At 43.9% G+C, this 25,601-nt stretch carries 16 protein-coding genes; 3 read left to right on the top strand and 13 right to left on the bottom strand.

The genetic code is table 11. From position 1 onward, the window contains the following. Positions 1-70 precede the first annotated feature (70 nt). Positions 71-1,687, bottom strand: coding sequence for a hypothetical protein (locus CS948_RS09505; protein WP_099291445.1), 1,617 nt, complete (start codon positions 1,685-1,687; stop codon positions 71-73). A gap of 173 nt (positions 1,688-1,860) precedes the next feature. Here CS948_RS09505 and CS948_RS09500 point away from each other — a divergent pair, with 173 nt between their 5' ends. Together CS948_RS09500 and CS948_RS09495 are read left to right on the top strand one after the other, a co-directional pair. Further along, positions 1,861-2,436, top strand: a complete 576-nt coding sequence (locus CS948_RS09500) for a DUF4251 domain-containing protein (protein ID WP_099291444.1) — start codon at positions 1,861-1,863, stop codon at positions 2,434-2,436. A gap of 156 nt (positions 2,437-2,592) precedes the next feature. Further along, the gene (locus CS948_RS09495) at positions 2,593-5,823 is read left to right on the top strand and encodes a glycoside hydrolase family 2 TIM barrel-domain containing protein (protein ID WP_099291443.1); all 3,231 of its coding nucleotides are present in this window, start codon (positions 2,593-2,595) and stop codon (positions 5,821-5,823) included. On the opposite strand, the gene CS948_RS09490 is transcribed toward CS948_RS09495, so the two are convergent. The 9 genes from CS948_RS09490 to CS948_RS09450 form a co-directional block, all read right to left on the bottom strand. Next, a complete protein-coding gene (locus tag CS948_RS09490) occupies positions 5,789-6,448 on the bottom strand; it encodes a PD-(D/E)XK nuclease domain-containing protein (protein WP_099291442.1) in 660 nt (219 codons plus the stop codon). The two genes, CS948_RS09495 and CS948_RS09490, sit on opposite strands and share 35 nt — an antisense overlap. Next, positions 6,445-7,560, bottom strand: coding sequence for an AAA family ATPase (locus CS948_RS09485; RefSeq protein ID WP_099291441.1), 1,116 nt, complete (start codon positions 7,558-7,560; stop codon positions 6,445-6,447). The genes CS948_RS09490 and CS948_RS09485 overlap by 4 nt, the downstream gene beginning before the upstream one ends. 188 nt (positions 7,561-7,748) lie before the next feature. Continuing rightward, positions 7,749-9,260 (bottom strand): fimbrillin family protein, encoded by a 1,512-nt coding sequence (locus CS948_RS09480; RefSeq protein WP_099291440.1) that lies wholly within the window; start codon positions 9,258-9,260, stop codon positions 7,749-7,751. 28 nt (positions 9,261-9,288) lie between these two features. Then, positions 9,289-10,110 carry a fimbrillin family protein gene (locus CS948_RS09475; protein WP_099291439.1) on the bottom strand — a complete coding sequence of 274 codons (822 nt, stop codon included), beginning with the start codon at positions 10,108-10,110 and terminating at the stop codon, positions 9,289-9,291. An 11-nt stretch (positions 10,111-10,121) separates the two neighbouring features. Further along, entirely contained in the window at positions 10,122-11,507 is a 1,386-nt protein-coding gene (locus tag CS948_RS09470) for a TlpA disulfide reductase family protein (RefSeq protein ID WP_099291438.1), read from the bottom strand. Positions 11,508-11,538: 31 nt separating this feature from the next. Next, entirely contained in the window at positions 11,539-12,870 is a 1,332-nt protein-coding gene (locus CS948_RS09465; RefSeq protein WP_099291437.1) for a hypothetical protein, read from the bottom strand. A gap of 23 nt (positions 12,871-12,893) precedes the next feature. Next, the gene (locus CS948_RS09460) at positions 12,894-14,390 is read right to left on the bottom strand and encodes a RagB/SusD family nutrient uptake outer membrane protein (protein WP_099291436.1); all 1,497 of its coding nucleotides are present in this window, start codon (positions 14,388-14,390) and stop codon (positions 12,894-12,896) included. 11 nt (positions 14,391-14,401) lie between these two features. Continuing rightward, complete coding sequence (locus CS948_RS09455) at positions 14,402-17,824, bottom strand: SusC/RagA family TonB-linked outer membrane protein (RefSeq protein ID WP_176554991.1); 3,423 nt, start codon at positions 17,822-17,824, stop codon at positions 14,402-14,404. 152 nt (positions 17,825-17,976) lie between these two features. Next, positions 17,977-19,134 carry a FecR family protein gene (locus CS948_RS09450; protein ID WP_099291434.1) on the bottom strand — a complete coding sequence of 386 codons (1,158 nt, stop codon included), beginning with the start codon at positions 19,132-19,134 and terminating at the stop codon, positions 17,977-17,979. 108 nt (positions 19,135-19,242) lie between these two features. Here CS948_RS09450 and CS948_RS09445 point away from each other — a divergent pair, with 108 nt between their 5' ends. Beyond that, positions 19,243-19,785, top strand: a complete 543-nt coding sequence (locus CS948_RS09445) for an RNA polymerase sigma factor (RefSeq protein ID WP_099291433.1) — start codon at positions 19,243-19,245, stop codon at positions 19,783-19,785. A 104-nt stretch (positions 19,786-19,889) separates the two neighbouring features. On the opposite strand, the gene CS948_RS09440 is transcribed toward CS948_RS09445, so the two are convergent. Genes CS948_RS09440 through CS948_RS09430 form a run of 3 tightly spaced genes read right to left on the bottom strand, consistent with a single transcriptional unit; the run spans position 19,890 to position 25,480 of the window. Next, positions 19,890-22,202 carry a Gldg family protein gene (locus tag CS948_RS09440; protein WP_099291432.1) on the bottom strand — a complete coding sequence of 771 codons (2,313 nt, stop codon included), beginning with the start codon at positions 22,200-22,202 and terminating at the stop codon, positions 19,890-19,892. Between the two features lie 6 nt (positions 22,203-22,208). Then, positions 22,209-24,536, bottom strand: a complete 2,328-nt coding sequence (locus CS948_RS09435) for a Gldg family protein (RefSeq protein WP_099291431.1) — start codon at positions 24,534-24,536, stop codon at positions 22,209-22,211. Between the two features lie 5 nt (positions 24,537-24,541). Next, complete coding sequence (locus CS948_RS09430) at positions 24,542-25,480, bottom strand: ABC transporter ATP-binding protein (RefSeq protein WP_099291430.1); 939 nt, start codon at positions 25,478-25,480, stop codon at positions 24,542-24,544. Positions 25,481-25,601 lie beyond the last annotated feature (121 nt).

The following is a 25,601-nucleotide window of genomic DNA, read 5'->3' as shown; positions in this document are numbered from 1 at the left end:
TTTTTATAGGAAGTAAATACCCACCTAACTATAGAAAAGTCAAGTGGGTACCTTGTAGATTATTAACTACTTAATTTTTCTTCACGAAGATAGGATTCGAGTAAAACCATAAATCCTCGAAAGAGACTTTTGCTGCGGCTTCATTATTTGCCGTGGGAGTATCGACTAACGGATTTCCGTTAGCATCGGTTTCACCTGCTTTATTCAAGCCATGATTTGTTCCGCGTAACCTAAAATACGTATCCTTGGTAAGTTCCACCTCGTACTCGATCACTTTAACTCCCCCTTCTCGGGTTGTCCATTTCTGGCTCACGATACCATTCGCGTCAGTTACACCACCGACTGCATCGAAACGAGCGATAACTTTCGTTTTATCGTAATTGTCGATACTGTATTCCGCAGAACCTTTAGTTATTTTAGAACGCATTTCGCCGGCGATTAAATCGATATGATCAAGTTTTGGATTTGTCAGCGACGTGTACATGTTATTATTGTTTGTTTCAGGGTCCCGAACAACAATACTAATCTTGATTTTTTCTGTTTTTGCAGTATACGTTTGTCCCATGGTTGCCGAGCCGATAGAAAATTCAAGTTTATCAATCAGATCACCATGAACCGTAAATATATTGCCGGAGCGAAGACCGTCAACAATACCTTGTGCCGTTTTTTCTTTGACAGACACATATGTTTTCTGGTATTCACCGGGATAAAAATCATCCGCCCCCTTGCTGACATGCTTATGAAAATCGGAATTGGCAACTAACCAAAAATTCCGCCCTTCGGACAACATCGCATCCCAGAGTCCTCCGACTTGTGCTGCCATGATACCGGTACCGCCGTAAGTATAACTCTTTTTGAATGAAGATGAATTACCTATTCCTCCACGGTTCGCGGATGCTTGATGCCCCGGAGTACTTTCAAAAGCAACAAATACATCCGGTGCGACATCATTCAAATCCCGGAAATCGGATATAGACCATTTGTTCTGGCGTTCCGGGTGTGCAGGTACTATCCAACTTGTTTTCCGGTGATTAGCCTGCAACCAAGCCGCGGCTTCCATTGTTTTTTCGTGACCTGCTTTCGAGGACTTAACCCAACCGTATTCATTGCCGCCAGTCTGATCCTTGTCATTGTTATCAAACATATATTCAAACTGTGCCATCGCATCAGCATTTCTCGAAGCATCGGGACCATCAAATTGTCCCGTGATAATGCACGTACTCGCATGTTCGTGTCCCGCAGGGTTCCATTCCAAACCTTGCATGATAATCATATCTTTGTTTGCATCCCCGAAAGCCTTTGTCTGTAACCAACTATAATCTTTTATCGATTGCCAACGCCACATGTTTCTACCGTTTGCATCCCCTTTAAATACGGTTGTTTCACTCCATCTCGGGCATTCTCCCTCGAAATCCCCCTCACTGGCATCACCCCCGAAAGCACCCCCGTGTTCGCTATTCACGGAGAAATCAAGGTCATATTTTTTAGCTTGAGAATAGACAAATTTAATTGGATTCGTACCATCCGAGTAAGCCGTGTGTTGGTGAAAATCTCCTGTCAGATACGTTCCGAATACCGGTTTTTCTTCTTCATTGCCTCCACCTCCGATTTCCGGATCGGAGTTTTCATTACAAGCCGAGAATAAAGCTACAACGAGCGCGAGTGATAATAATAAATTGTTTTTCATGTTTTCAAAGTTTCATTGATTAAATTTTGCGTCACAAATGTATGTACCCGATGTTACCAATAGATTTCAGAATAATGAAGAAATAGTAACGCCCTCTCGTAACAGGTTTTCCCGGGTGCAGGGGAATAACTTTCTTGTTTCTTTCACGTAAAAATCTCAAAATACACTATATTATGAGACACATCACTACATTATTCATGATGCTGGCCCTCGTGCTAGGCACCTTCGCGTCGCTAACCGCACAAAACATGACGGCTAAAGAGCAACGCAAACTAACCAGACAAGAACGTAAAATCGCTCAACAAAAAGAAAATGAACGATTGTACAAGGAAGCGATCCGGGCTCTGGAAAACAATAATTTTGTACTGGAAGCCCACCATTTGATCTTCAAAAGAGGTAGATCAACAAGCGTAAGTGCCACGAGAAATTTCATTTCTATGGCAAATAAAAAAGCTACCGTACAAGTAAGTTTCGATACCCCCCGTCCGCTTCAAAACGGGTTAGGCGGTTTCACGGTCGAAGGGAATGTATCGGACGTCAAAATGAAAACGGACAAGAACGGAAGCGTTATTTATAGTTTTTATGTCCAAGGAGTGAGTATTTCCGCGTATGTGACTATTTCTCTCTCCCCCGGCTCTAATAACGTTTCGGCAAGGATTTCGCCCTCCTTCAATTCAAATACCCTTACAATGATGGGCAAACTTTTGCCACAGGAAAAAGCAAGTATTTTTGAAGGGATTAAACGTTAGCACACACGTTCAGATACAACCACGCCCCTTCATCCCCCGTACAAAGGAGAGATGAAGGGGTATATTATTAAAAATCTTACGACTTTACATCCTTCGTGTCATCTTTTAACAAAAATGTACTATCTTTACATTTGTAACCTACAAACCACACGAAAGATGAAAAGACTATTCTTCACTATTCTTTGTTGTTTCATTTGTCTTACAGCCTATATGCAGGACAAGCCGGAATGGCAGGACGAAACGATCCCTTTTGTCGGGAAAGAATACCCGAGAACCCCGTTTATGACTTACGGGGATATTGACAAAGCCCGAGATAACGATTTCAAGGCTTCCGCAGACTACAAGTCTTTGAACGGTAAATGGAAATTCCTCTGGGTTTCTACCTACAAGAAACGACCGATAAACTTTTACAAAACGGATTTTAATGATTCCGGTTGGGAAGAAATCGAGGTTCCGGCAAACTGGGAAGTCAACGGGTACGGGGTCGCCTTGTATACGAATCACCCGTACGAGTTTTGCCCCCGCAACCCGCAACCGCCACTTCTGCCGGAAGAAAATCCGGTAGGATCATATCGCAAATACTTCGAATTGCCGGAACAATGGGACGGGAAAGAAATATTCCTGCACATCGGGGCGGTGAAGTCCGGTTGTTACCTTTACGTGAACGGGACAAAAGTGGGATACAGCGAAGATTCCAAAGATCCCGTGGAATACAATATCACCCGTTACTTGAAACCGGGGCAGAATCTGATCGCTCTTGAAGTCTATCGCTGGTCAACGGGCAGTTATCTTGAATGTCAGGATTTCTGGCGTATCAGCGGGATTGAAAGAGATGTCTATCTCTTCGCGCAATCTCCCGTTCATCCTTGGGATTTCTCCATCCGACAGGACTTGGACAGCAGTTATACCAATGGACTTTTCGGGCTTGACCTAACCTTGGTAAACAAAAATCCGAAACAACCGGGACAAATCACCGTGCGTTATCAATTGGAAAGTCCGTCGGGTACACGAGTAGCGGAAGGGCAGAAAATAGTCAACGTCGATTCTATCGCCCGTGTTCATTTCGACACCACGATTCCACAAGTAGAGGCATGGACAGCGGAAACACCCCATCTCTACCAACTTTTTATTCAAATCGAACAATCGGGCAAACAAACCGAAATTATTCCTTTTCGGGTCGGATTCCGCAAATTTGAAATCCGGGGCAACCAATTCCTTGTGAACGGGCGTCCCGTACTCATCAAAGGTGTCAATTACCACGAGCATAACGAACACACGGGGCATGTACTCGGCGAAGCCGATATGCGAAAAGATTTCAAAACGATGAAACGCCATAATATCAATGCTATCCGTTGTTGTCATTACCCTCAACAACGTCGTTTCTATGAACTCTGTAACGAGTACGGTTTCTACGTGTGCAACGAGGCGAATATCGAATCCCACGGCATGGGATATGACCTTCGCAAAGGTCGCACGCTCGGTAATAACCCACGCTGGCTGAATGCCCACATGGATCGCACCGTGAACATGTACGAAACAAGCAAAAACTATCCCTGTATCACGTTCTGGTCTCTCGGTAACGAAGCCGGGAACGGGTACAATTTCTACGTGACTTACAATTGGTTGAAAGCGCAGGATACTTCTCGCCCGATACAATACGAACGAGCCGGACTCGAGTGGAACACGGATATTTATTGTCCCCAGTACCCGGGTGCCGACGCTCTCGAACGGTGGGGTAATTCACAAACAGACCGACCGTATATCATGTCCGAATACGCTCACGCCATGGGCAATAGTACCGGAAACTTCATGGATTTATGGAACGTGATCTATCGCTATCCCAATCTCCAAGGCGGATTTATCTGGGACTGGATAGACCAAGGCATACTCGTGAAAGATGAAAACGATACACCATTCTGGGCTTACGGGGGAGATTTCGGGAAAGACGCTCCATCCGACGGCAATTTCCTGTGTAACGGTCTTGTCTGTCCCGACCGGGAACCGCACCCCGGACTCACGGAAGTAAAAAAAGCCTATCAGTACGTTTGGTTTCAGGCGGTCGATATCAGCAAAGGCGTCGTGAAAATAGAAAACCGTTATGACTTCACCAACCTCAACCAGTTCGCCATTGAATACACGTTGATCGGCGACACGGAAATTCTACATTCGGGAACTCTTCCCTCGCAAAATATCGCTCCGGGTAAAGACCGTCAAGTAACCATCCCGCTTAGGAATCTAAAGATAAAACCCGGCGTGGAATATTTCTTGAATCTACACGTGAAAACCAAAAAGCCCGCCTTATTCGCTCCCGCAGGCTACATCGTGGCTTCCGAACAATTCCAAATCCCGGTAACGACACCTAAACCCGTTTATCAAGCCGCCCCAGAACCAGTGCTTTCCATGGAAGAGAACGGACCGGAAATTCGTATTTCCAACCCGGACATGGAATTTGTCTTCCACAAGCAAAAAGGGTACGTTACTTCTTACCGGGTGAAAGGCGTACAGTATATAGCGGATGATTTCGGCTTCCAACCCAACTTCTGGCGGGGACCCACCGATAATGACTACGGCAACGGTATGCCCCATCGCCTGCAAGCGTGGAAACAAGCCGGCAAGAATTTTAAAATCGCCGGAATCTGGACTTCTGCCTCGACAATAAGTACGAATCTGACAATCACGTATCGGTTGCAGGAAAGTAACACCCGTTACCACGTGTCCTACACGATTTATCCCTTCGGTTACCTGAACGTGGCCTGTCATCTGGAAGCTAATCCCAATGCCCCGGAAATACCCAGAATAGGTACACGCTTCCGTGTCCCGTCAGACCTCAACCAAATGGAATATTTCGGACGAGGTCCCGAGGAGAACTATCGCGACCGCAACCATGGGACACTCGTCGGGCATTACAAGAGTACCGCCGAGCAACAGTACGTGCCTTACGTTCGTCCGCAGGAGAACGGGCACAAAACAGATGTCCGTTGGTTAGCCCTAACAGACAAAACAGGTAAAGGACTCCTCTTTATAGCCGATTCGAATCTAATGGAATTCAACGTATCCCGCAATCGGATAGAGGACTTCGATAGTGAAGAATCCACCAGCCCTTACCAATGGCAAAACTTCACGAAAGCCGAATCCCATGATCCGCTAATGGCACAAAACCACAAGCGCAAGCAAACCCACGTCAACGAGATCCTACCCCGTAACTTCGTGGAAGTATGTCTTGACCATCGGATGATGGGTGTCGCGGGCGACGATAGTTGGGGTTCCCGACCCTACCCGCAGTACACGCTCTCTGCGAACCGTGATTACTATTGGAGTGTTATGATCATCCCGATCAACAATAACTCTGAAATTAACAACCACACGGGGTATCGATATTTGCCATAGAAACCTCTTCCAACTTAACCAATTCCCAAGCCCGGTAAACGACAGCGATATAACGTATTTCCGTGAGTCCGGCTTGGGCTTTTATTTTTTTGTCATTGGCATATCGGCGCAATTGCTCTTTTGCCTCTTCCAGTTTATTGGCAACTTCTTGGTCTGTGGCTCCATGCTTCAGATACTTGAACTCCACCACGTAACTGTACTTCATTCCGGGATGATTCACCAAATTCGGCGCCATCCACAGCTCGCAATATCCCTTTCCCAATTCTTGCTCCGGCCAGATAGTAAAATGATTCGTCAACCCCATATACACTAAATGGAGTGTTTGCACGGCTTTCTCTCCCTCGATATAATCCCGGATAGACGTTTGATTTCGCAATTCTTTCCCGAAATACTCGAATACCGGACGCCAACTCCCGTCATAAGCCATATCACTCATCATATCACTCAATTCCATCATCTTAACCTCGAATACACCCGCCTCCAAGTATCCTCGTTCAAGATACGAGAACAACATCTGCCGTATCGCCAAATTGGGAACTTTCAGTACAACCTTTCCCCTCTCCGCCCGGTCTATCGTCAATATTCCGAAATAAAAGAGCAACGACACGAAATTCGCCGGTTTCACCAATTCCTCTGCGGGAAATCCCGGTATATATCCGACACAATTTCCCCATCCTCTGCAATTTGCTTAATCCGGGAAAAATTACCATTTAACTTTTTATCCAAAATAATCAGGTAACGTAACTTCGCGTAATCCGTTTTCACGTTCGGGTCAACCAGACTATCGGGAGTGCTACCAGACGTGATTAAACTATTCACGAAATATAACACCATGTCCGAATTATACATCCTTACATTGCAACAAGATTTCGAGAAACAATAATTATCATACCATTCACGGATTATCTCCAAACGCTCCTCCACATTCCCCACCGGACACCCCTCGCTCTTGTAGTATTCCAACATTTCCCGCACCTCATTCTCCGTGAACCCTAGGAATTCGTTGAACCGAGCCTCCATACTAGCTTGATGTGCTATATTGAAACCGCTGGTCACGTCGTCCAGCGTCACCGGAGAAACTCCCGTGATAAACATCCGCTTTACCGCGGCATCACCACCTGTTGTCGCCTCTTTCAATTTATTAAAAAACGCCCGATAAAATCCGGCAGCGTGCGTCAACTCGTGATAACGTTCATGCCCATGTTTCGATAACACCACGTTCGTGAAGTTATCATATTCATCAATAATCAAATAAACAGAAAATTTCGCAAATTGGCAGCGAAGCATAACGTAACCGAAGCGCTGTTCCGCATTCACGCATTGGTGATACCCCTCCATGTAATCCGCGGGGAACAAATGGGCGTATTTCAGGTTAAACGCCATCAATCGAAGATCCAAATGCCCCCAGAAAGATTGTTCCAAACGATCGATATCCGGGCTCACTCCGGCAAAATTAAAACTCAATATCAAATATTTATTCCGCTCCGGTGTCGGGTGTTGCCCGATGTAATATTTCCCGAACAACTCCTCGAAACGCTCCTCGAACGCCACGTCATAATAACTTTCCAGTATCGACAACCACAACGACTTCCCGAAACGACGAGGACGTATCATAAATAAAAATCGAGGAGAATTCTCCACCTCCTCGATAAAACGAGTTTTGTCCACGTAATAATAATCATCCGTTTGCAATAAACGGAAATCACTTAAACCATAAGGAAGTTTCTTCGTTGCCATAACCTGATATTTTAATCATCACAAAGTTACAACTTTTCAATCATTAAACATATTCGGTCCATAAAAAGATATTACTACCCGTATCCATAACAAAACACGTTGTCATTTCCAGAAATCAAATGCAACAATTCCAGAAAATGACAACGCATCCACATAAATAAGCCACCAAGGACTAATCACATTCTATTTCAAAACTCCCGAAATGCCCTGACATAGAATATTGCTTCCTGAGGAAAAAGATTAGCATCGACATAATAAGTACCCCACCAATAATTATTCGTCATTGAACATCCCGCATTCCTCACATTATCAGTCATAGACAATGTAGATGAAGCATAATAATAATCATTCCAACTATTCCAATCAATGTTTACCGGGGACGAATTAGCGACTGAAGAATTCCTAATTGCTTGATTAAATTGCGCCCATGTATCTGGATTACTAATTAATCGTGCGAATTTTTTCACCACGTTATGAGCTGGAAGCACCCAACCGGTTACCCCATCCACGTTCTTATCATTACACCACTTCATAGCGGGATAATTCTTTAAATCAGGATCTACCGCCAAGACTGCATTCAAATTAGCTTGTGCGTTATTATTATCATACGCATTCGGGAAGTAAGTGCCCATAGGAGCCGTTCCCCAAGCTAACTCCACTTCATCCATGGAAACTATCCATCCGTGTGTTCCCGTTTCGTCCACATCAATAACAATTCCTTGTACTCCATGACGGTCATAAAAATCGAGCACTTTAAATGTTGGCAGATCTTCGACAGCCTCGCCCAAGATTGGAGATTGTCCCTCTTTCCAAGGAGAAATATCCTTTATCCGAACATGACACTCTCCCTCGTCAATCACGACCTCCATGACAATCTGTTTACCGGATTCAAAAACCAACTCCTTGTCCGCGTTCCAAACACAAGAATAATTACCGAGCGTAAAGATATCCAAAAATTGTTCCCCGACATGTATCGTCTGGGGCACGATAATAACCTCCCGGGCCATTTCATACCCGCTCGGTATATCTTGAAGCTCCCGGGCAACAACATTACCTTTTGCTCCTACCGGAGATACGGTTCCCGTTCCCAAATCTATATTGGCAGCGGTTTGAGTATTGCAAACGGATAGTTGCCCACCTATCAAACTCCCGGGCATGGAAGTATTACTTTTCACGTGCAGGATTATTTTACTCATCAAGTGGTGAAATGACAACAAAAGCGGTTCACTCGTGTAAGTTGCCGCATGTTTCGTCCATAAAAAATCACTTTGCCGATTCCCATCCGGAGTCAACGAAACGGTATCTTGCCGCAAGTTAAGCTGAAAAGGATAAGCATGAGGCGCATCTTGAGCCTCTCGATCATACGGAGCGTAAGCGTACACGTTAATTGTTGAACGATTGTTCCAAGTGGCACGAGGTTCAGCAACCAAACCTCCCGCACTTTGAGAAAAACGCATATTATGTACCCCATCGGCATTAGCCAATTTTCCAGAAACATCGGTAGTTGATAACCAAATACCTACTTCCTGCCCTCCTTGAAACCGATAAGCAGTTTCCTCCGCCGTCATCCCGTCTATCAAGGCTGACAGATGAAGTTCGGCTCCTGAAGTATCATTACACGTGCTATCATCATCATTACATCCTTCCACGAACCAAAAACAGAATAACATGGAAAGCCATATATAATATTGTCGTTTCATTTTATTATCTGAATTTTACTTACAACCCTTATTTCACTTCAATTTCAAATTCCTGCAAACAAGCCGGTTCCAATCTTATCCCGGGAGAACGATATATACACGTGATACCGTCAAATTCACATTGCAAAAACGCACACCCTTCTTCCACCTGCTGAGCGGGAAGCACTGCTTTATACAACATTTGCTCCAAATCGACACAATACAATGCCACGCTTCCCGTCGTTAAGGGGGACAGTTCCCCTGTCCCTAAATTAAGTTGCATATTAGTCGCTATCTCATTAGCGGTTACTTTCACGGGAGAACCTGCCACGATTCTATCTCCCACCAGTTTCACCTCAACCAAAGAAAATATATGCTCAAACTGAAGCTCCACCTCACCTTCGCTCAATCCTCGGGTATTTGCCGCACGCAAGACATCCGATTCCTCAACAGCCACCTCCGAGTTTTGTTTCGAATTTACACGAACATTTATTGCAGCAGGGTCAAAAGCCTCTCTTTGGTACGGGTAATAAGCATAAAAATCAAGGGGTGCATTATCTTGACTCCAAAGTACTTTATCTATCGGGGAAGCCGGTTGCCAACCGTCCTCCGTTTTTACCCATTTAGCATTATGCGCTTGATTACCCGTTTGAGCGGGTATCGCCGAAATCCCGTCCTCCGTACGTTTCACCGCGTAAATCCCGATAGAATCTCCCACGGCGAACACCTCTTTGCTGGAACGGGCAAGCGCTGAAGCCTGAACTTTAAAATGAATTTCCCGAGGTGTACTTTCCACCTCCGCATCTATCGTATGTACACATGCCGCCCCGACCACCGACAGACACAAGACAATTAACCATCTTACATTCATAATTCCACGATTTAAATTCCCTCTAATTCTTCCAATACTTTCTTAGTTACAGCCTCAGAGGGACGACTCATATTATTATCAATCACTTTTCCTTCCCTATCAAGCAATATAAAACGAGGAATCCCCTTTATTTTATAGTCAATCGCTATCTGAGCACTCGGTCCTCCCCATAATTGGATGCCTCCCAATTTCTCCTGTTCCACCATTTTAATCCAATTCCGTTTCCGTTCATCCATAGAAATACTCACGAAATGAATATTTTTACCATGAAATTCTTCTTCCAATTTTTTCAAGAAAGGAATCTCTGCCCGACAAGGTCCACACCACGTTGCCCATACATCAATGTAAATATACTTTCCTTTCAAATCATCCAAACTGACGGTATTTCCTTCCACATCCTCATAAACCGCACCACTGGAAACAACGTGTTGCCCTTTTTTCAATTTATTCCACATGGCATACACCTTTTCAAGCTCCTGCCTATATTCCGGTTTAGACACATATTTATCATAAGCCGTTTGGAAACCCATCAAAGAATCACCTCTTGTGCTTTCGACATACACGAGAGCCATATTTTGCACCATATCTTCCAAGATTCGAGGACTCTTAAAATATTGTGTCAATACCCTCAACCGCTCCTGTATTATCGATTCCCAAGAAGCTCCAAAATCGGTAAATGCCAACATAGCTACAGCTGACTTCACATACTTTCTATAAGCAGAAACTTGCCACGCTTTTTCATCATCAATTAATTGTCGAGCTATGTATTCTTTTACAATAGGAGTTTCTCCTCCCTTAAAAACAGCACTTGTTTTATTTCCCCCTTCCCAAAAATGTTGAATCGGATAACTCGTCACGCCTTCCAGCACTTGATAACGGGCACGCATTAATTCTTTTTCTTCAAATTGTTTATTCAATTTATACTTGTGAATTGTTTTCTTATTTTGTTTTAGAAGTTGCTCTATTTTCCGAAGATAAGTCGTTTCATCTAAAAGAAAATCTTTATCCTCCATAGAGCCCAGTTTACACGTGTTCAAATAAGTATTAATATCTGCGTTCTCTCCTTCAAAACGAAGATCCAAATGTATGGCAATAAACTCTCCTTTTTCATTCGGGACCACGCTTATCATCAGATCTTTTCCCGGTTCCAAATAGAGAGTATTAGCACTAAGATCAATACTCAAAGTGAAATAAGCAGCTTCTTTTAGTGATAAGGATATCACACTTTTCCGAGACGAATCGTAAGTCAGCACTTCATTAAAATTCGGACCGGACAAACTAACCTTCGGCCTCTGAAAATATTGGCTCAAATCAATTGTCAATTTGGTTTCTTGTGCGAACAAACGAGAAGAACAAGTAACAAGTAGCAAAATCAATATAAGTAAAAATGTTTTCATAGTATTATTTTTTATATTTAATCTTTAATCATTATTTCCGATCCTCTAACTTTCCGGTAAAAGCGAATTTAGATTTATACATCCAGCGAGAAGGACAACGCTCTAAATGCAAACGAACGCGAGCAACTTGATCAACCGTAATGGAATTCTTGTAACTGTAACTATCCATCACATTATACGAGGTAAAGTATAACGTATTTTTATCCGTGCTATTTCCCTTGCTATTATTTTTAAAAACAGAAGAAAAATCATTCCAATAATAAGGAGTGTCCGAACAATAATCAGTATCGCCATTCACGAAATTCGTTTCCCCGTATGCTTCCACACCCCGAGTCGTAAGCAATCCTAAATATTGAGCCATCGCCGTTGAAATTTCAAAATAATCGGCGGATTGCAACGGATTCAAGAAATGAGACATGTTGACAAAGAAACCAATATCCGTGGGACGCTCTGGAAAAGTTGCCGACAGGGCTCCGGCATTCAATCCGGGAATAGGATTTTCAGGCTGATCTATCACGTTAGGTCCTCTCACGATAAAAGACGACCCTCTAGGATCATTAATTAACCAAATATTCAAATAGTTCCGGTAATCATACATTAACGTGCTCCCCTTAGACATAACATAAATCTGATAATCATCGCTTTCTTTAAAAACGACAGAACTCTCGATCTCGTAATAATGTATCCCCGGATTCTCTAATTTAACCCCGTTATTATCATATTCCGCCAATCTAAAAATAATTCTGGCATTCCCCCCGTTAGGGTCAGTCGTGGCTTCACCATTAAAAACGTCATTCAATCGCTTTACATTTTTCTCCACAGTTTCCGGGGTAATATCAATAGGTGCTATACTCGGATTTTTAGCAGGATGCAAAACATGAAAGATCACGGGGATTTCTATTTCCTCGTACTTCTCCCGCGGTAAGGGCCTTACCCGAATTTCCACTTCTTCGCTCGTCAATTCCCCCGCTTCCACGCGAAAACGAATCGTACGTTCCCGCGTATCGGTAGTGGAAAAACTAAAATCGGAATACTCATTCCCGGAATCATCCAGCAAACGAAACAATCCTGTCGGCAAAAGATCTGCCGGAATCAACGAAGTATCCCGAACAATTCCCGGTATGTAAATCGCACTATCCCCCTCGTAAGTTGGTGTATAATCAGGTAATTCCAATATATTGTAAGCCTCCGCGTAAAACTTCATCGTGGCTTTTCCGTCCGGCAGCAAAGTATTGTGGTCAGCACGCAACCGAACCAGTTTAATATTTCCTTCCGTAACGGGATTTTCAAAAAAGAAATCGTCATCCTTTTCACACCCCCCGATAAACAAGGAAATCAGTATCAAATAAAATATCTTTTTCATAAACGACCTATTATAAATTTTCACTAGTTGAAATTCGTCCATCCCGGATTCTGACTGATATCATTATAATCCAATTCGATATCGGTGGGAATGGGCAAAGCATAACGATAATCATTCGCATCAAGGGTATACTCTTTAGTCCCGCTACTTTCCTTATCAAACCCCGAACGAGTACAACTAATCCCTAAACGTTTCATATCCAACCAACGCGAACCATTTTCAAAACACAATTCCAAGCGCCGTTCTTTCAACACCTCCGCCAATATATCACCGGTAACAGAAGTATTGTATCCCGGGATGCGAGCCCTCCTAAAGTCCTCAATCATGCGTGCAGCCTCGGACTCTTGCCCCAAACGACATTTCGCTTCCGCGTTTATCAAGAAAAGATCTGCTTTACGATATAACACCAAAATATCACAAACCGGACCATAATAATAAACAACCGGTTTGGAAATACAACGTCTTACTCTACCTTCATCTTCATTCTCCCGGAACCAAGCTTTTCTTCGAATATCCTCAGGTTCGTACATCAACCAAAGCTCCGAACTTACTTGTTGGGCATTGTTAGACCCCCATATACCCGTATACTGGCTTCCGATATTAAACATACGGCTAGTTGCCAGTTTCAACGCGCAATAAGGATGCTCAACAGTATAAGACACACTCTCGCCGGAAAACATATCCATCAATAATTCAACACGATTCTCCGGAACATAAGTAGCAATCACTTCTCCCGAATACTTCTCGGCCATCTCCCAATCCTTATCTTTTGCTGCGGCAGAACCCGCTCTAAACATATACATCTCGGCCAAACAAGATTTAACAAAGCTCGGAGAATAAAAGAAATTCCATTTTTCCCTTGGCGTAGTATATTCCAAGACTTCCTTCAACTCCCGTTCAATAATCCCATAAATCTCCGTTTGCGTGCGCCTATCTCCCGGTGTCACATTTTCCGAATCCAGATTTAAAGGTACACCCAACTTATTATCCTTATAGGGAGCGAAAAACTGAATCAATTTCAAAATATTCCAAGCACGAATTACCCGAGCCTCACCCCCTATCGTTTCCCTCTCGGCTTGAGTTGCCGTCACTTTATCCAAATCATCAAGTATCGCGTTCATAAACCCGATAGAAACATAACAATTTTGCCAGAGAGAAGAAGCCAAACTAGTTCCTTTCCAATCGATATCCTGATAATAATATGTCATACACCCGTCATTTATATCCGAATGCTCTTTAAAAGCGAGCATATCCATATTATCCTCGTAAAGAGCCAATTGAATATTGACATCATTAAATATAGGCAAGGATAACGGCGCAGAATTACCATAGGAAGTCTTCAACAACGTGGAATAAGTCGTTGCCGCCCAATACGACAACAATTCCGCTTTCACGTCTTCCACGTTAGACACGATTTTTTGATTCTTAGGTATAAGATTCAGGTAATCCTTGCAAGCGGTCATCATGAAACCGATCAGACACAAGGATAACATACTTATTCTTTTCACGCGTAATTTCATAATCTCTATATTTAAAAACCGACACTCAACGAAAGCATATATTTTCTGGAATTAGGATAAGTAAATCCCCCAAAGTTTTCCGGGTCCAATCCTTTATATTTCGATATCGTAAATATATCCCGAATATTCAAGTTCACCCGACAAGAAGAGAGCAACAACTTCTTGCAGATTTTGGAAGAAAGAAAATACCCCAGAGAAATCTCCGTACACTTCAGAAAATCTCCACTTTCCAATTTTCTATCATACCAATCGGTTTGTAATGAAGCAACGTTTCCCGTTGTGCTATACCCCGGCATATCGGTTATATCTCCGGGTTTCCTCCAACGATTGAACTCTTGCTTCAACACGTTTTGAGAAGCCGATGAAAAACTACCCCCGTTAGCCACGGAATAATAAGCCGATGTTATTTTATGCCCTGCCATAAAAGTAAACCGGGTACTCAACGTCCATTGTTGCCAATTCAAAGCCGTCCCGAATCCCCCGGATATCGGTGGATAACTATCACCTAAAGTCTTTTTAATACGCCGCTTATCCTTCTCGTTTAACGCATCATCCATATCCAGCACCCAAGTCCCGTCTTCTCTTTGGAAGCCAATCGGGTTTTCACGATTCGAATTATCCACCAAAGCCAACGTGTGTCCGGTCAACGGGTCAATACCGGCAAACCGGTAGCCAATCCACGAATTGGTTGAAGTCCCCTCCACCGGTTCCGTGCGCCCGTACCCCTTAGGAACATCCTGCACGTTTTTATAAAACGACTCTATTATTCTACTCTTGTTATTCGCGAAATTAAGAGATGTCGTCCACGTGAAATCCCGCTTACGAATATTTACCGTGTGCAAACTAACTTCCACACCATAATTTCGAACGGAAGAACTATTATACCGAATCGTACTAATCCCCACCGATACAGGTAATGTTTTAGAATCCAACAAATCGCGAGTCACGTTATTATAATAATTCACCGTTGCCCGAATCCTGTTCCTAAAAAATGCCATATCCACACCAAAACTGCGGTCCTGCTTCTTCTGCCACTTAATAGAAGGATTCTTGGGAGAAATGTACGAAGGGATATCCATATCAAGAAACTTCGAAGACATCAAATAAGAAAGCACGTTAAACGGTAACGCCGTTTTATCGATACTCCCCGTGTACCCGTAAGAAACACGAAACGCCAATTCGTTAATCCACCCGAACCTTGTCATAAAATCCTCTTTATGAAGATTATATTTCAAACTGGCATTCCACAAGGGAGAAAATCGATTCTTAGTTCCTATAACGTCAGCTCCATCCATCCTAGCACTGGCAGAAAAAACATAACGATCTTTAAAACTATACCCCAGTGATGCGAAAAAAGACACTCTACGATTACGCCCTTCACTCTGGTCCATCAAATTTTTAATCATTTGCTGCACGTAAGCAATCTTATCCGCCCCTATTTCCGGTATATTCGTCAACCCCTTCTCGGGATCATACTCCGGGAAACGCACAGAATTACTATAACCCGAGGCTTCAGACATTTCATATCCCAAAAACAAATTCAAAAAATGATTCTCCTTAAACCCCTGTACATACTCCAAGCGATTGGACCAAGTATAACTATGATTTCTGACATTCCTATGTCGAAGCGAACCGTTGTTCAAGTTATCGGGCAATTCACTGAATAAAGTACGCATCCAAGCGTTATTTTGTGCAACGTAAGTTCCCGGTTTATACACCACCTCCGTGTTATCAAAATAAGTATTAATAGAACCCGTGGTGATAAATTTCAGATTATCCAATATCTTGACCTCAATATCCAAAGAAACATTATTACTCAAAGCGTTCGTGCACGAGGTATTATTATAAAGCTCGTTCAGGATATTAAAATCAGATTTATAACCGTCTTTCAAAGAACTCAATTGATAAGAATAAGAGCGGTCGTACTCCATATTTCCCTCCTCGTCGTAAGGACGTTCATAAGGATTGGCAAAAGTCGCATAATGCAATATATTCACCCCGGCATCCGCGTCTTTATCTTTTCTAATATTAGAAGAAAGATTCAAGGAAAAATACAGCCGTTTATTAAAATCGCGGGACAATCGCAACATCGCGTTCCAGTTACTGTAATCATTGGAAGGGATTAACCCTTGACGTTGTTGCACGCTCAAACTCGCGTAATACTTCAACTTCTCGTTCCCACCCGAAAACGAGATATTATGATTGTGAGAAAAAGGCGTCCGAAATATCACATCGTACCAATTCGTGTTAATCTTACTCAAACGAGTGATTTCCTCTTCAGCCTCTTCACGGGAAATTTTTCCCATATCCGCATTTTTCAACAACATGATTACTCTTCCCCCCACCGCTTGATTAGGAAAATCCTCGTACACGCTACGTTCAAAAGCAATCTTCTCTTTCGAATTCATTAAATCCAATTTAGACTTTGGAGCCGCCTCTATTGAGAAACTCGAAGTTACGCGAATCATCGGGACTTCTTCTCTCCCCTGCTTCCGCTTCACCACTATCACCCCGTTAGCTGCCTGAGAACCGTAAATAGCAGTAGCGGCAGCATCCTTCAACACCGTGATGCTCTCGATATCCTCAGGAATCAAATCATTCAAGTTACCGTAAAAAGGAACCCCATCGACAATCCAAGTCGGATTCATATCACCGTATAAAGAATTTAATCCCCGGATACGAATCTCGGGGTATGCTCCCGGCTTCCCGGACGTGTTACGAGTACTGATTCCCGCCAAAGAGCCCCTCAAAACATCCCCGACCGAAACGTACCCTTTATTAGCTATATCTTTTGCCGTGACAACCTCCACAGCCCCCGTCATTCGAGTCTTATTAATAGTTTGATAACCCGTCACGACAACTTCCTCCACTTCCGAAACATCCTCCTCCATCACCACGTTAATCGTATCCTGTCCCGAGTACTTTATCTCTTGTGTTTTCATCCCGACAAAAGAAAATACCAAAGACAACTTTTCCATTTCCGGGAGCTTCAACACATACTTTCCTTTAACATCCGTCGTCGTGCCCACAGACAATCCTTTGACACTGATAGTCACTCCCGGCAAAGGTTGTTTCTTCGTGTCTTGAACAAATCCTTTTACCTGAATGCTTTTTGTTTGTTGTTGTCTCCCCTTCTGTTCCTTAACGATCACCAAATTCCCCTCGATCAAATAGACAAAAGAACTTCCTTTGAAACATTGCTCCAAGATTTCCTCCACCGCCGCATTTTTCATATCCAGCGAGATAGCATTTACCCGCTTCACCGCATCACTATCATACACGAAAGTGTAATCGCTATTCTGACGGATATACCGGAATATCTCCACGAGAGAAACATTTTTCATGGAGATATCCATCTTCTTCTGTTGCGAGTAAAGGTTTAATGCATTCAGATGCATCGTACAAACAAATAATAAAACAATCCACGTCTTCATAATAAATAAGATTCTAAATAATTTCCTTCGACAGAAATTACTGCTTCTCCATTTTTTTTTCATACTTTTGTTGATAACGTTAAACAATATTCTCCATCGCCATGGAGGTTGATTAGCAAAAAACGGAATGTATGCCAGTACATTCTGTTTTTTTATTCTTCCACGATTACAGTTCGACCATTAATTTTAAATTTCACACGTCCGGTTTTTTCTATCTTCGACAGCACTGCCGCTATATTATCATAGCGCTCGATCTCCAACGAAAAATGAGCTTCTTTTGCTGATGCGTTGGCAAAAAATATTTCGACATCATACCAACGTGCCAACTTATCCATGATATCTTCCAAAGAAGTCTCGGAAAAATAGCACACACCCTCTATCCAACGCACCACCTCAGCTGCATCCACTTCACGAACGACCAATTGTCCACCATCTGCAATCACTTGCTGATTCGGTGACATGATGTAATCCTGTTTGCCGTTCGACACGTTTACCCGCCCCTCTACCAAAGTAGTCGTTATCGCCTCATCCGTCGGGTAAGCCTCCACGTTAAAGAACGTACCTAACACCTCTACCGATATCCCTTGTGTCTTCACGATAAAAGGCTGCCGCTCATTTTTCGCCACTTTGAAACAAACCTCCCCTTCCATTTGCACCTCCCGGAAGTCCCCGCTAAAATGCACCGGGTAAACCAACTTCGACTCCGAATTCATCCACACCCGTGTACCGTCAGGTAACAACAACTCATACTCTCCTCCCCGGGGAACGAGCAACGTATTGTATTTCACTCGAGCCGGACTTGCGAGTGAATCTTTTTTCATTTCATACTTCAACCCGCTCCCGGAAGTCGTTATATTCACCCCTTCCGATACGGCAATGATTTGGGAAATCGTATCAGTAATATTTACCGCTCTCCCGTCATCCAAAATCAGTCTTGCCTTGTACTCTTTGATATTATTCTCCACAGATTGAACCAACTGCATGGGAACTTTTGTATCCCATAATTGCAAAGCCCCCACTACCACACACGCCCCGACCACCACGGCAGCGGCAGAATACCACCACCAACGTATAGAACTCTTCCGGGGCAATCTCTGTTGAAAGACTTTCCATTCCGCCTCCGCATCCACTTCTCTCCCCCGTCGTATATCTTCCTTCAGTCGTTTCTCGATGCGAATCATCTCTTCCCGATATTTCTCGGATACCTTTATCCATGCCTCCAGAGCCTCAGCTTCTTCTCTTGTAAGCGTACCGGAAACCTTTCGGGCTATCAATCGGGCAATTTTATAACGTTCGGTCAACTGATCCATAAACTTTCACTTAATTTTCCCTATAACGACCGACTTTTTTAAGTGGGTGAATAAAATCACAAAAAAATTATACATTTGTAAGCGTAAAAACACGAGTGGTGGATAAAAATGTTGACTAATAGTAACAATTTCAAGTTCTTCTTCCAAGAATATTTTGAACCGGTATTTCAATTTGCCCGAAAATACACGGAAGATGAAGCCATTGCCCGGGATATCGCCCAAGATGCTTTTATCAGATTATATGAGAAGCGTGCAGACTTCGACGCCATGGAGAAAGCAAAATCTTTTGTTTACATCACCACACGTAATCTTTGTTTAGATCACCTGAAACACAGAAAGATAGAATTTCAATACGCCCAAATCATAAAAACCGAAGAAGAGGAAGCAGAAGAACAGTTTTACCTCGAAGAGGTCACCTATCAAGAAACTCTACGCATCCTACGTGCCGCCATCGACCAACTTCCCTCGCAAACACGGGAAGTCATTCTCGTCAGCCTCGAAGGCAAAAATAACAACGAAATAGCCGAAACCCTTGGTATTTCTGTCAATTCGGTAAAAACCCTAAAGAAAAACGCCTATAAATCACTACGGAAAATCCTCGGCAAACATTATTTACTTATCCTGCTCCTGCTTTTTGAAAACTACTCTTAGCTTTTCCTATACCTCCCGCCAAAAGAGAAAGCGAAAGGTCACCCTTCCGGACAAAAGCCGGCAACGTTATGACCTATCGCCTTCATGCAACTGATGTTTATATTTTAAAAACGGTTCCTTCGAATGCAGACAAAACACCCGATAGCAACAAGTAGCAACGGACCACCCCATACCAGACACCAGCGTGCCCACACGGCTCCTGCCTGTGAAACAGAAACGGAAGTATCCGTTTCCGGCAAGCGGCTAAGTTTCAATGGAGCCACCCCATCGGTTATCCACCCGCTAAGCATATCGTTCAATCTGGCGGGAGAATGACTTCTGAATCCTTGGCGCCCTCCCGGTTGAAGTTCCCGGTTATCGAGCCAATCGGCATCCCCCGAAATAAAAATTCGTTGTTCTTTTCCCCCGACCATTCGGGTTAATGCCAATGCCGTTGCATAAGTTCCCACGTGTTCACCCTGTTTCGGGTCAGCCTCGACAGGTCCCAGAATCCAATCCACTTTACCGACCTTATTCCATGCATTCGGAAAAGTTTCCATAAAAGGAGTCACGGAATATCCCTTGTTCTCATTCCATTGCAAACCCGCTACCCCATTCATAGCCACGACGATTTTTCCCCACGAGAACTGCCGGGCATCAAAAAAGCGAAATGCCTTATCCGTTATACAGGTTTCCACGACATTCGCCAGTTCGATATTAGGTTTCTGAGCCAGACATCCCGGCATCAATTCAACACCGAAACGCTCCAACAGGGGATGAGTCTCCGCATGGCTTTCCGGTTCGACCATAAGAATCAAATTCCCTCCCCCGGCTATGTATTTATCCAACCGTTCCAACTCCTCCTCTGGGTAATTCGTTTTAGGATCGGCAATCAACAAAACCCGCACATCATCCGGAACGTCATTATCCAAAGTCACCTCCCTCGTGTCCATCCCTTGGTTTATCCATGAATAACGATTAAAGACACTGGATGACACCCGTTCATACCCCCGATTGCTACCGTCCCAGATGGAACGTTCCCCGTGTCCGGCAACCACCCCGATAACAGGCATACCACCCAACAAGCGTTTAAAAGCGACCATATATTCTTTCTCTTCCGGCAAAGGGGGTATATCATCGTAAATACGTAACACGCTTCTAGTGCCGTCCTCCAGTTCAAAGAAACGCACGAAACGATAGTGTTCCGGGGCAAGATCAACCACCCGGTCAATCTCTTCCTTGTTCATAAAGATATTGAAATTTACCCGGCTCAAACGGGCGATTTCCCTCGCCGTTTCCTCGAAAGTCAGATTCGGCTTCATTCTCTGTATATTATGAGGCAAATCTGTCGGTGCGTAATAGTACACGTACTTAAACTCGATATCCGGCTTAAAACGGACATATTTATCAAAACCGGCTTTATCTTTCGTGATAGAAGCAGGCAACCCGATATTGCGATAACGATCCATCAAATTCACGTAAGTGGTGATCGTTAATTTTCCCTTGTCTTTCAATGCTTTTAAGATTGCCTGACTTTCCGGGGCTATCGTATTCGCCTCGTTTTCCGTCACATCCCGGTAGAAACGCAGCGAAGGCAACGAAGTGACCCATCCTATACCCACGATTGCCACCAGTATTCCGAGATAACAAGCACTCTGCCTCCACAAACTATAATGGAAATGGGACAGCCACAATTTCAATATTGTAAAACTCACGAAAAGGGTCGTTATCCCCAGAAAATAGATCACGTTCTGGCTCACGAACAAACCGTTCAGGAAAGCATCTGTTCGTCCGGCGAGGGATAACCACGAAGTGATATCCCGAACTCCATCCCAACTCTGCCCGAAACTCCCGACACGTTCCAACACGAAGAATACCACGAAAGAACCGATTGCCGCCACCACCGAATAGCAGGTCAAAGAAGACATGAACAGACCGATAGCAGAATAAGTTGCCATCGTCAATATCATTCCCAACAACATCACCAGAATCACCGGGAAACTGAAATTATCTATCGAGAAAATTCCAAAAATCACGAAAATCATTAACACGGCAATCAAAATGAACGAGTACACGAGCATAGACAAAAATTTGCCCATCACAACCTGTACCGCGCTTACCGGAGATGAATCCAGCAGTTTGATTGAACCGTTGGCTATTTCCCGACTAATCAATCCCATGGTCAACAGGGGAAAAAAGATGTACAAGTAACGCATTCCGGCTTTAAAAACACCTAACCCCTGCCAGTCCCGGTTGAAAAACCAACGAGTCAGACCGGGCAATTGCATCCCTTCCGCCGTCGCTTTGGTCACGAGGTCAAGCGTATCGCAAAAAGAAACGGCACATTGTACTGAAAAAACGACCAGAATCAGCCACGCGACCGGAGAATAGAACAGGGACTGAAGTTCTGCCTTCATTATATAATAAACTTGTTTCATAAAAATCTATTGTTTGTTACGACGATAATACAACATGAAACCCAATAACACCATGAGCAGAGGCAACAACCACACGTACAGGTAATAAATCCACTCCAAATGTACATCCCGGTAATTTATTCTCGAATCGGCAACATAACCCCGCTTAGGTATTATCGGCGCTTCCTCGTAAACCAACCAACTCATTCCCGTCATCGCCAACCCGGAAGGATTTATATCGATACCGGGGTATTGGGTAGACAAGCCGATATTCGATAACCATTCGGCATCCCCCGTAACCAGTACCCGTTGCTCCTTATTTCCGACCATACGCCTCAGAGCGGCTACCGTCACGCGGGGAGCCTGTATCTCTCCTTTTGACGTGTCGGGTTTCAATTCTCCCTCCAGCAGATTCACTTTTTCTCGTTTTATCCAACTGTTAGGAGCCGAAGTAAACATCGGTAGAAATTCAAATCCCGTGTCACCGGACTCATCTACTCGAATGGTTGTCGTCATTTTCAAGGGCAACAGAATATGATCTTTCCTCCACGCCCTGAAATTCGGGTTAATTTTAAAAGCATCATCCTGCACTTCACACACGGCAATATGGGGAAGTGTTTCACTATTATCACCATGAGGCTCAACCAAATACCCTTCTGTAAAAGTAATCCCCAAGGGCGCCGCTATTCTGTTCATGATCTTTTCATTCCCGGCATCGCCCAGCAACAAAAGATTTCCCCCGCCAGCGATATACTCGTGTACCATCTTCAATTCTTCGTCACTATAAGATTCCAAAGGATTAACGATAACCAATACCGATGTATTTTCCGGTAGCCGCCCCTCCCGGACGGACACCTCCTCCACCCGGAAACCTTGATTAATCAAAGACCCTCTGATATAATGCGTTTTAAATATTCCGTCATATCCCGTCCGCAGGCGAGAGGTTATATCTTGAGAGCCACGTCCCGCCAAAAACGTAACCAAAGGCAACTCCGTACTCATTCCTTTAAACGCCGCGGAAATCTCCGCCTCCGAGGGCAACACCTGCATATCCTCGAACAAGCGCAACGGTCTAATCCCTTTTCCCGCAACTTCAATCACTTTTATTACAGGATAATCCTCCTGAGCCAAATCTATAGGACTCAGCTTACTCACCTCTTCCGGGGACAAAAGTATTTCTTCGCTCAACCTGTTTATCCGGCAGATATATCTTGCAAGAGAATCCATTGATATATTCCCGGCATTCCCGTATACATTTGCCGCCTGACTCGGGAATCTCGTGTTCCCGTAATAATAAACGTATTCCAATTCCATTTCCGGGTGAAAGCGCATATATTGTTCAAAACGGGCTTTATCCGCATTTATCGAAATCGGCATCATAAAAGCACTGTTTTTATGCAACACGTTCACGTAAGTAGTGACTTTCACTTTGCCCTCTATATTATTCATCACCTTTTGACTGGCTTCCGAAAGCGTGTTCCGCTTATCTTCGGTTCCATCGGCATAGAATCTCATCTTCGGGCGGGAAGACATGTATCCCAATGCCAATACAACCACGACAAGCCCCGCATAAACAACACCCCGTTTCCAATACGGCCATGTCAACTTCTTAAAACGCAATTTCAACCATGTTAATACCAGACAGAAACAGATAATCAACAAATAGTAGATCACGTCGGCACTGGCGATAATTCCGGCCAGAAAACTCACGATACGGCTACCGATAGAAAGCCAATACGTGATATCCCGCATGAAATCATACTCCTGCCACACGCTCCCGACCAGATTCAAAACGGCAAGCACTCCCAACGTTCCCACTGCCGCCACGATCGGGTAGGTGGAGAGGGACGACATATAAAGCCCGATCGCCGAATACGTACACATCAACAGATACATCCCCAACAACCCGGTGAAGATAGCTTTCATCTCCAGATGCTCTACCGTAAAAATACCCAACACGACGGGAATAAATAATATAGCCACCATTAACAGTGAAAATATACACATCGACAGGTATTTCCCCAGCACCACTTGAAAGGTACTTACCGGGGAGGAATCCAGTAACTTTATACTACCGCTTCCCAGTTCCCGACTAATCAATCCCATCGTCAACAAAGGGAAAAAGAAATACAGTATCTCCAACACGGACGCGTAAATTCCTTCCCGGTCTATATACAGTTGTCGTGTCGCGTGTCCAATCCAATCTCCCAACTCCTGCGTCCGAACCAACATATCAAACCGATCATTAAAAGCTCCGAACACCATGATACCGAACACCACCAGCATTAGCCATGCCAACGGTGAGAAGAAAAGCGTTTGTAGTTCCGCTTTCGCTATTTTCCAAATAACTCTCATACGCCTTACAGTTTACTCACCCGGCTTTTCCCGGACAATTGGGCAAATACCTCATCCAAAGATCCCCGTTCCAGATTAATCTCCGTCAGTTTCCAATCCCCCGCAACAGCGGCGTGTACCACGTGATCCGCGATATCCGTCGCATCCGAGAAAAACAAACGGTAACGTCTTTCCGTCAATTTCTCGACATGAGTAATAGCCGGTATTGCCAACAAAGCATCTATCGTCGGTGCGGCATCCAAGGAAACCACCAGAGAATTGGGTTCTATATAATTATCAAACTCTCCGATACTACCCGAAAAAACACACTTCCCTTGCGTGATCATAATAATATCATCACAACTGACCTGCACTTCCGGCAAAATATGCGTGGACAGGATGACCGCCCGATCCGTGGCAATCTCTTTTATCAGATTACGGATTTCCACGATCTGTAAAGGGTCCAACCCGTTCGTGGGCTCATCAAACACCACGATCTTCGGGTTATGGATAATCGCTTGGGCTATCCCGACCCTTTGCTGGTATCCTCCCGAAAGATTTCTCAACAGGCGACGGCTAAAATGCGTGATCCCGCATCGTTCCTTGGCGGCTTCCACGGCTCCCGGGACTTTCTTCCCGTCCATCCGCCTCAAATGAGCACAAAAATGTAAATATTCATCCACCGTCATATCCGGGTTCAAGGGCGGTTTCTGGGGCAAGAAACCGATATACTTTTTCGCCTCTATCGGGTTCTCCCGCAAATTAATCCCGTTTATAAAAATATTACCGGAAGTTTGGTTCAACACGCCACACATGATATTCATCGTGGTAGACTTTCCAGCCCCGTTGGCTCCCAATAATCCCAATACACCCTGTTTCCGTATTTCAAAACTTAAATCCTGTACCGCCCATTGTGTCGTGTAACGGTGATACAATTTCTCCACTTTTACAATAGAATCTGACATTTTCAAATTGCTTTATATTACATACAATACTAATTTACAAGCACACGAATAGCACAAGAGGTTGTTTTATACATCCTCCCGAGATAAAGGATGAGTCAAAAAATAAATCTCATTTTTGACT

Source organism: Butyricimonas sp. Marseille-P3923 (assembly GCF_900184685.1).
In the GTDB taxonomy this organism is placed as follows: Bacteria; Bacteroidota; Bacteroidia; order Bacteroidales; family Marinifilaceae; genus Butyricimonas; species Butyricimonas muris.
The sequence above is the reverse complement of the archived record's forward strand: the minus strand, read 5'-3'. Positions and strand labels throughout refer to the sequence as shown.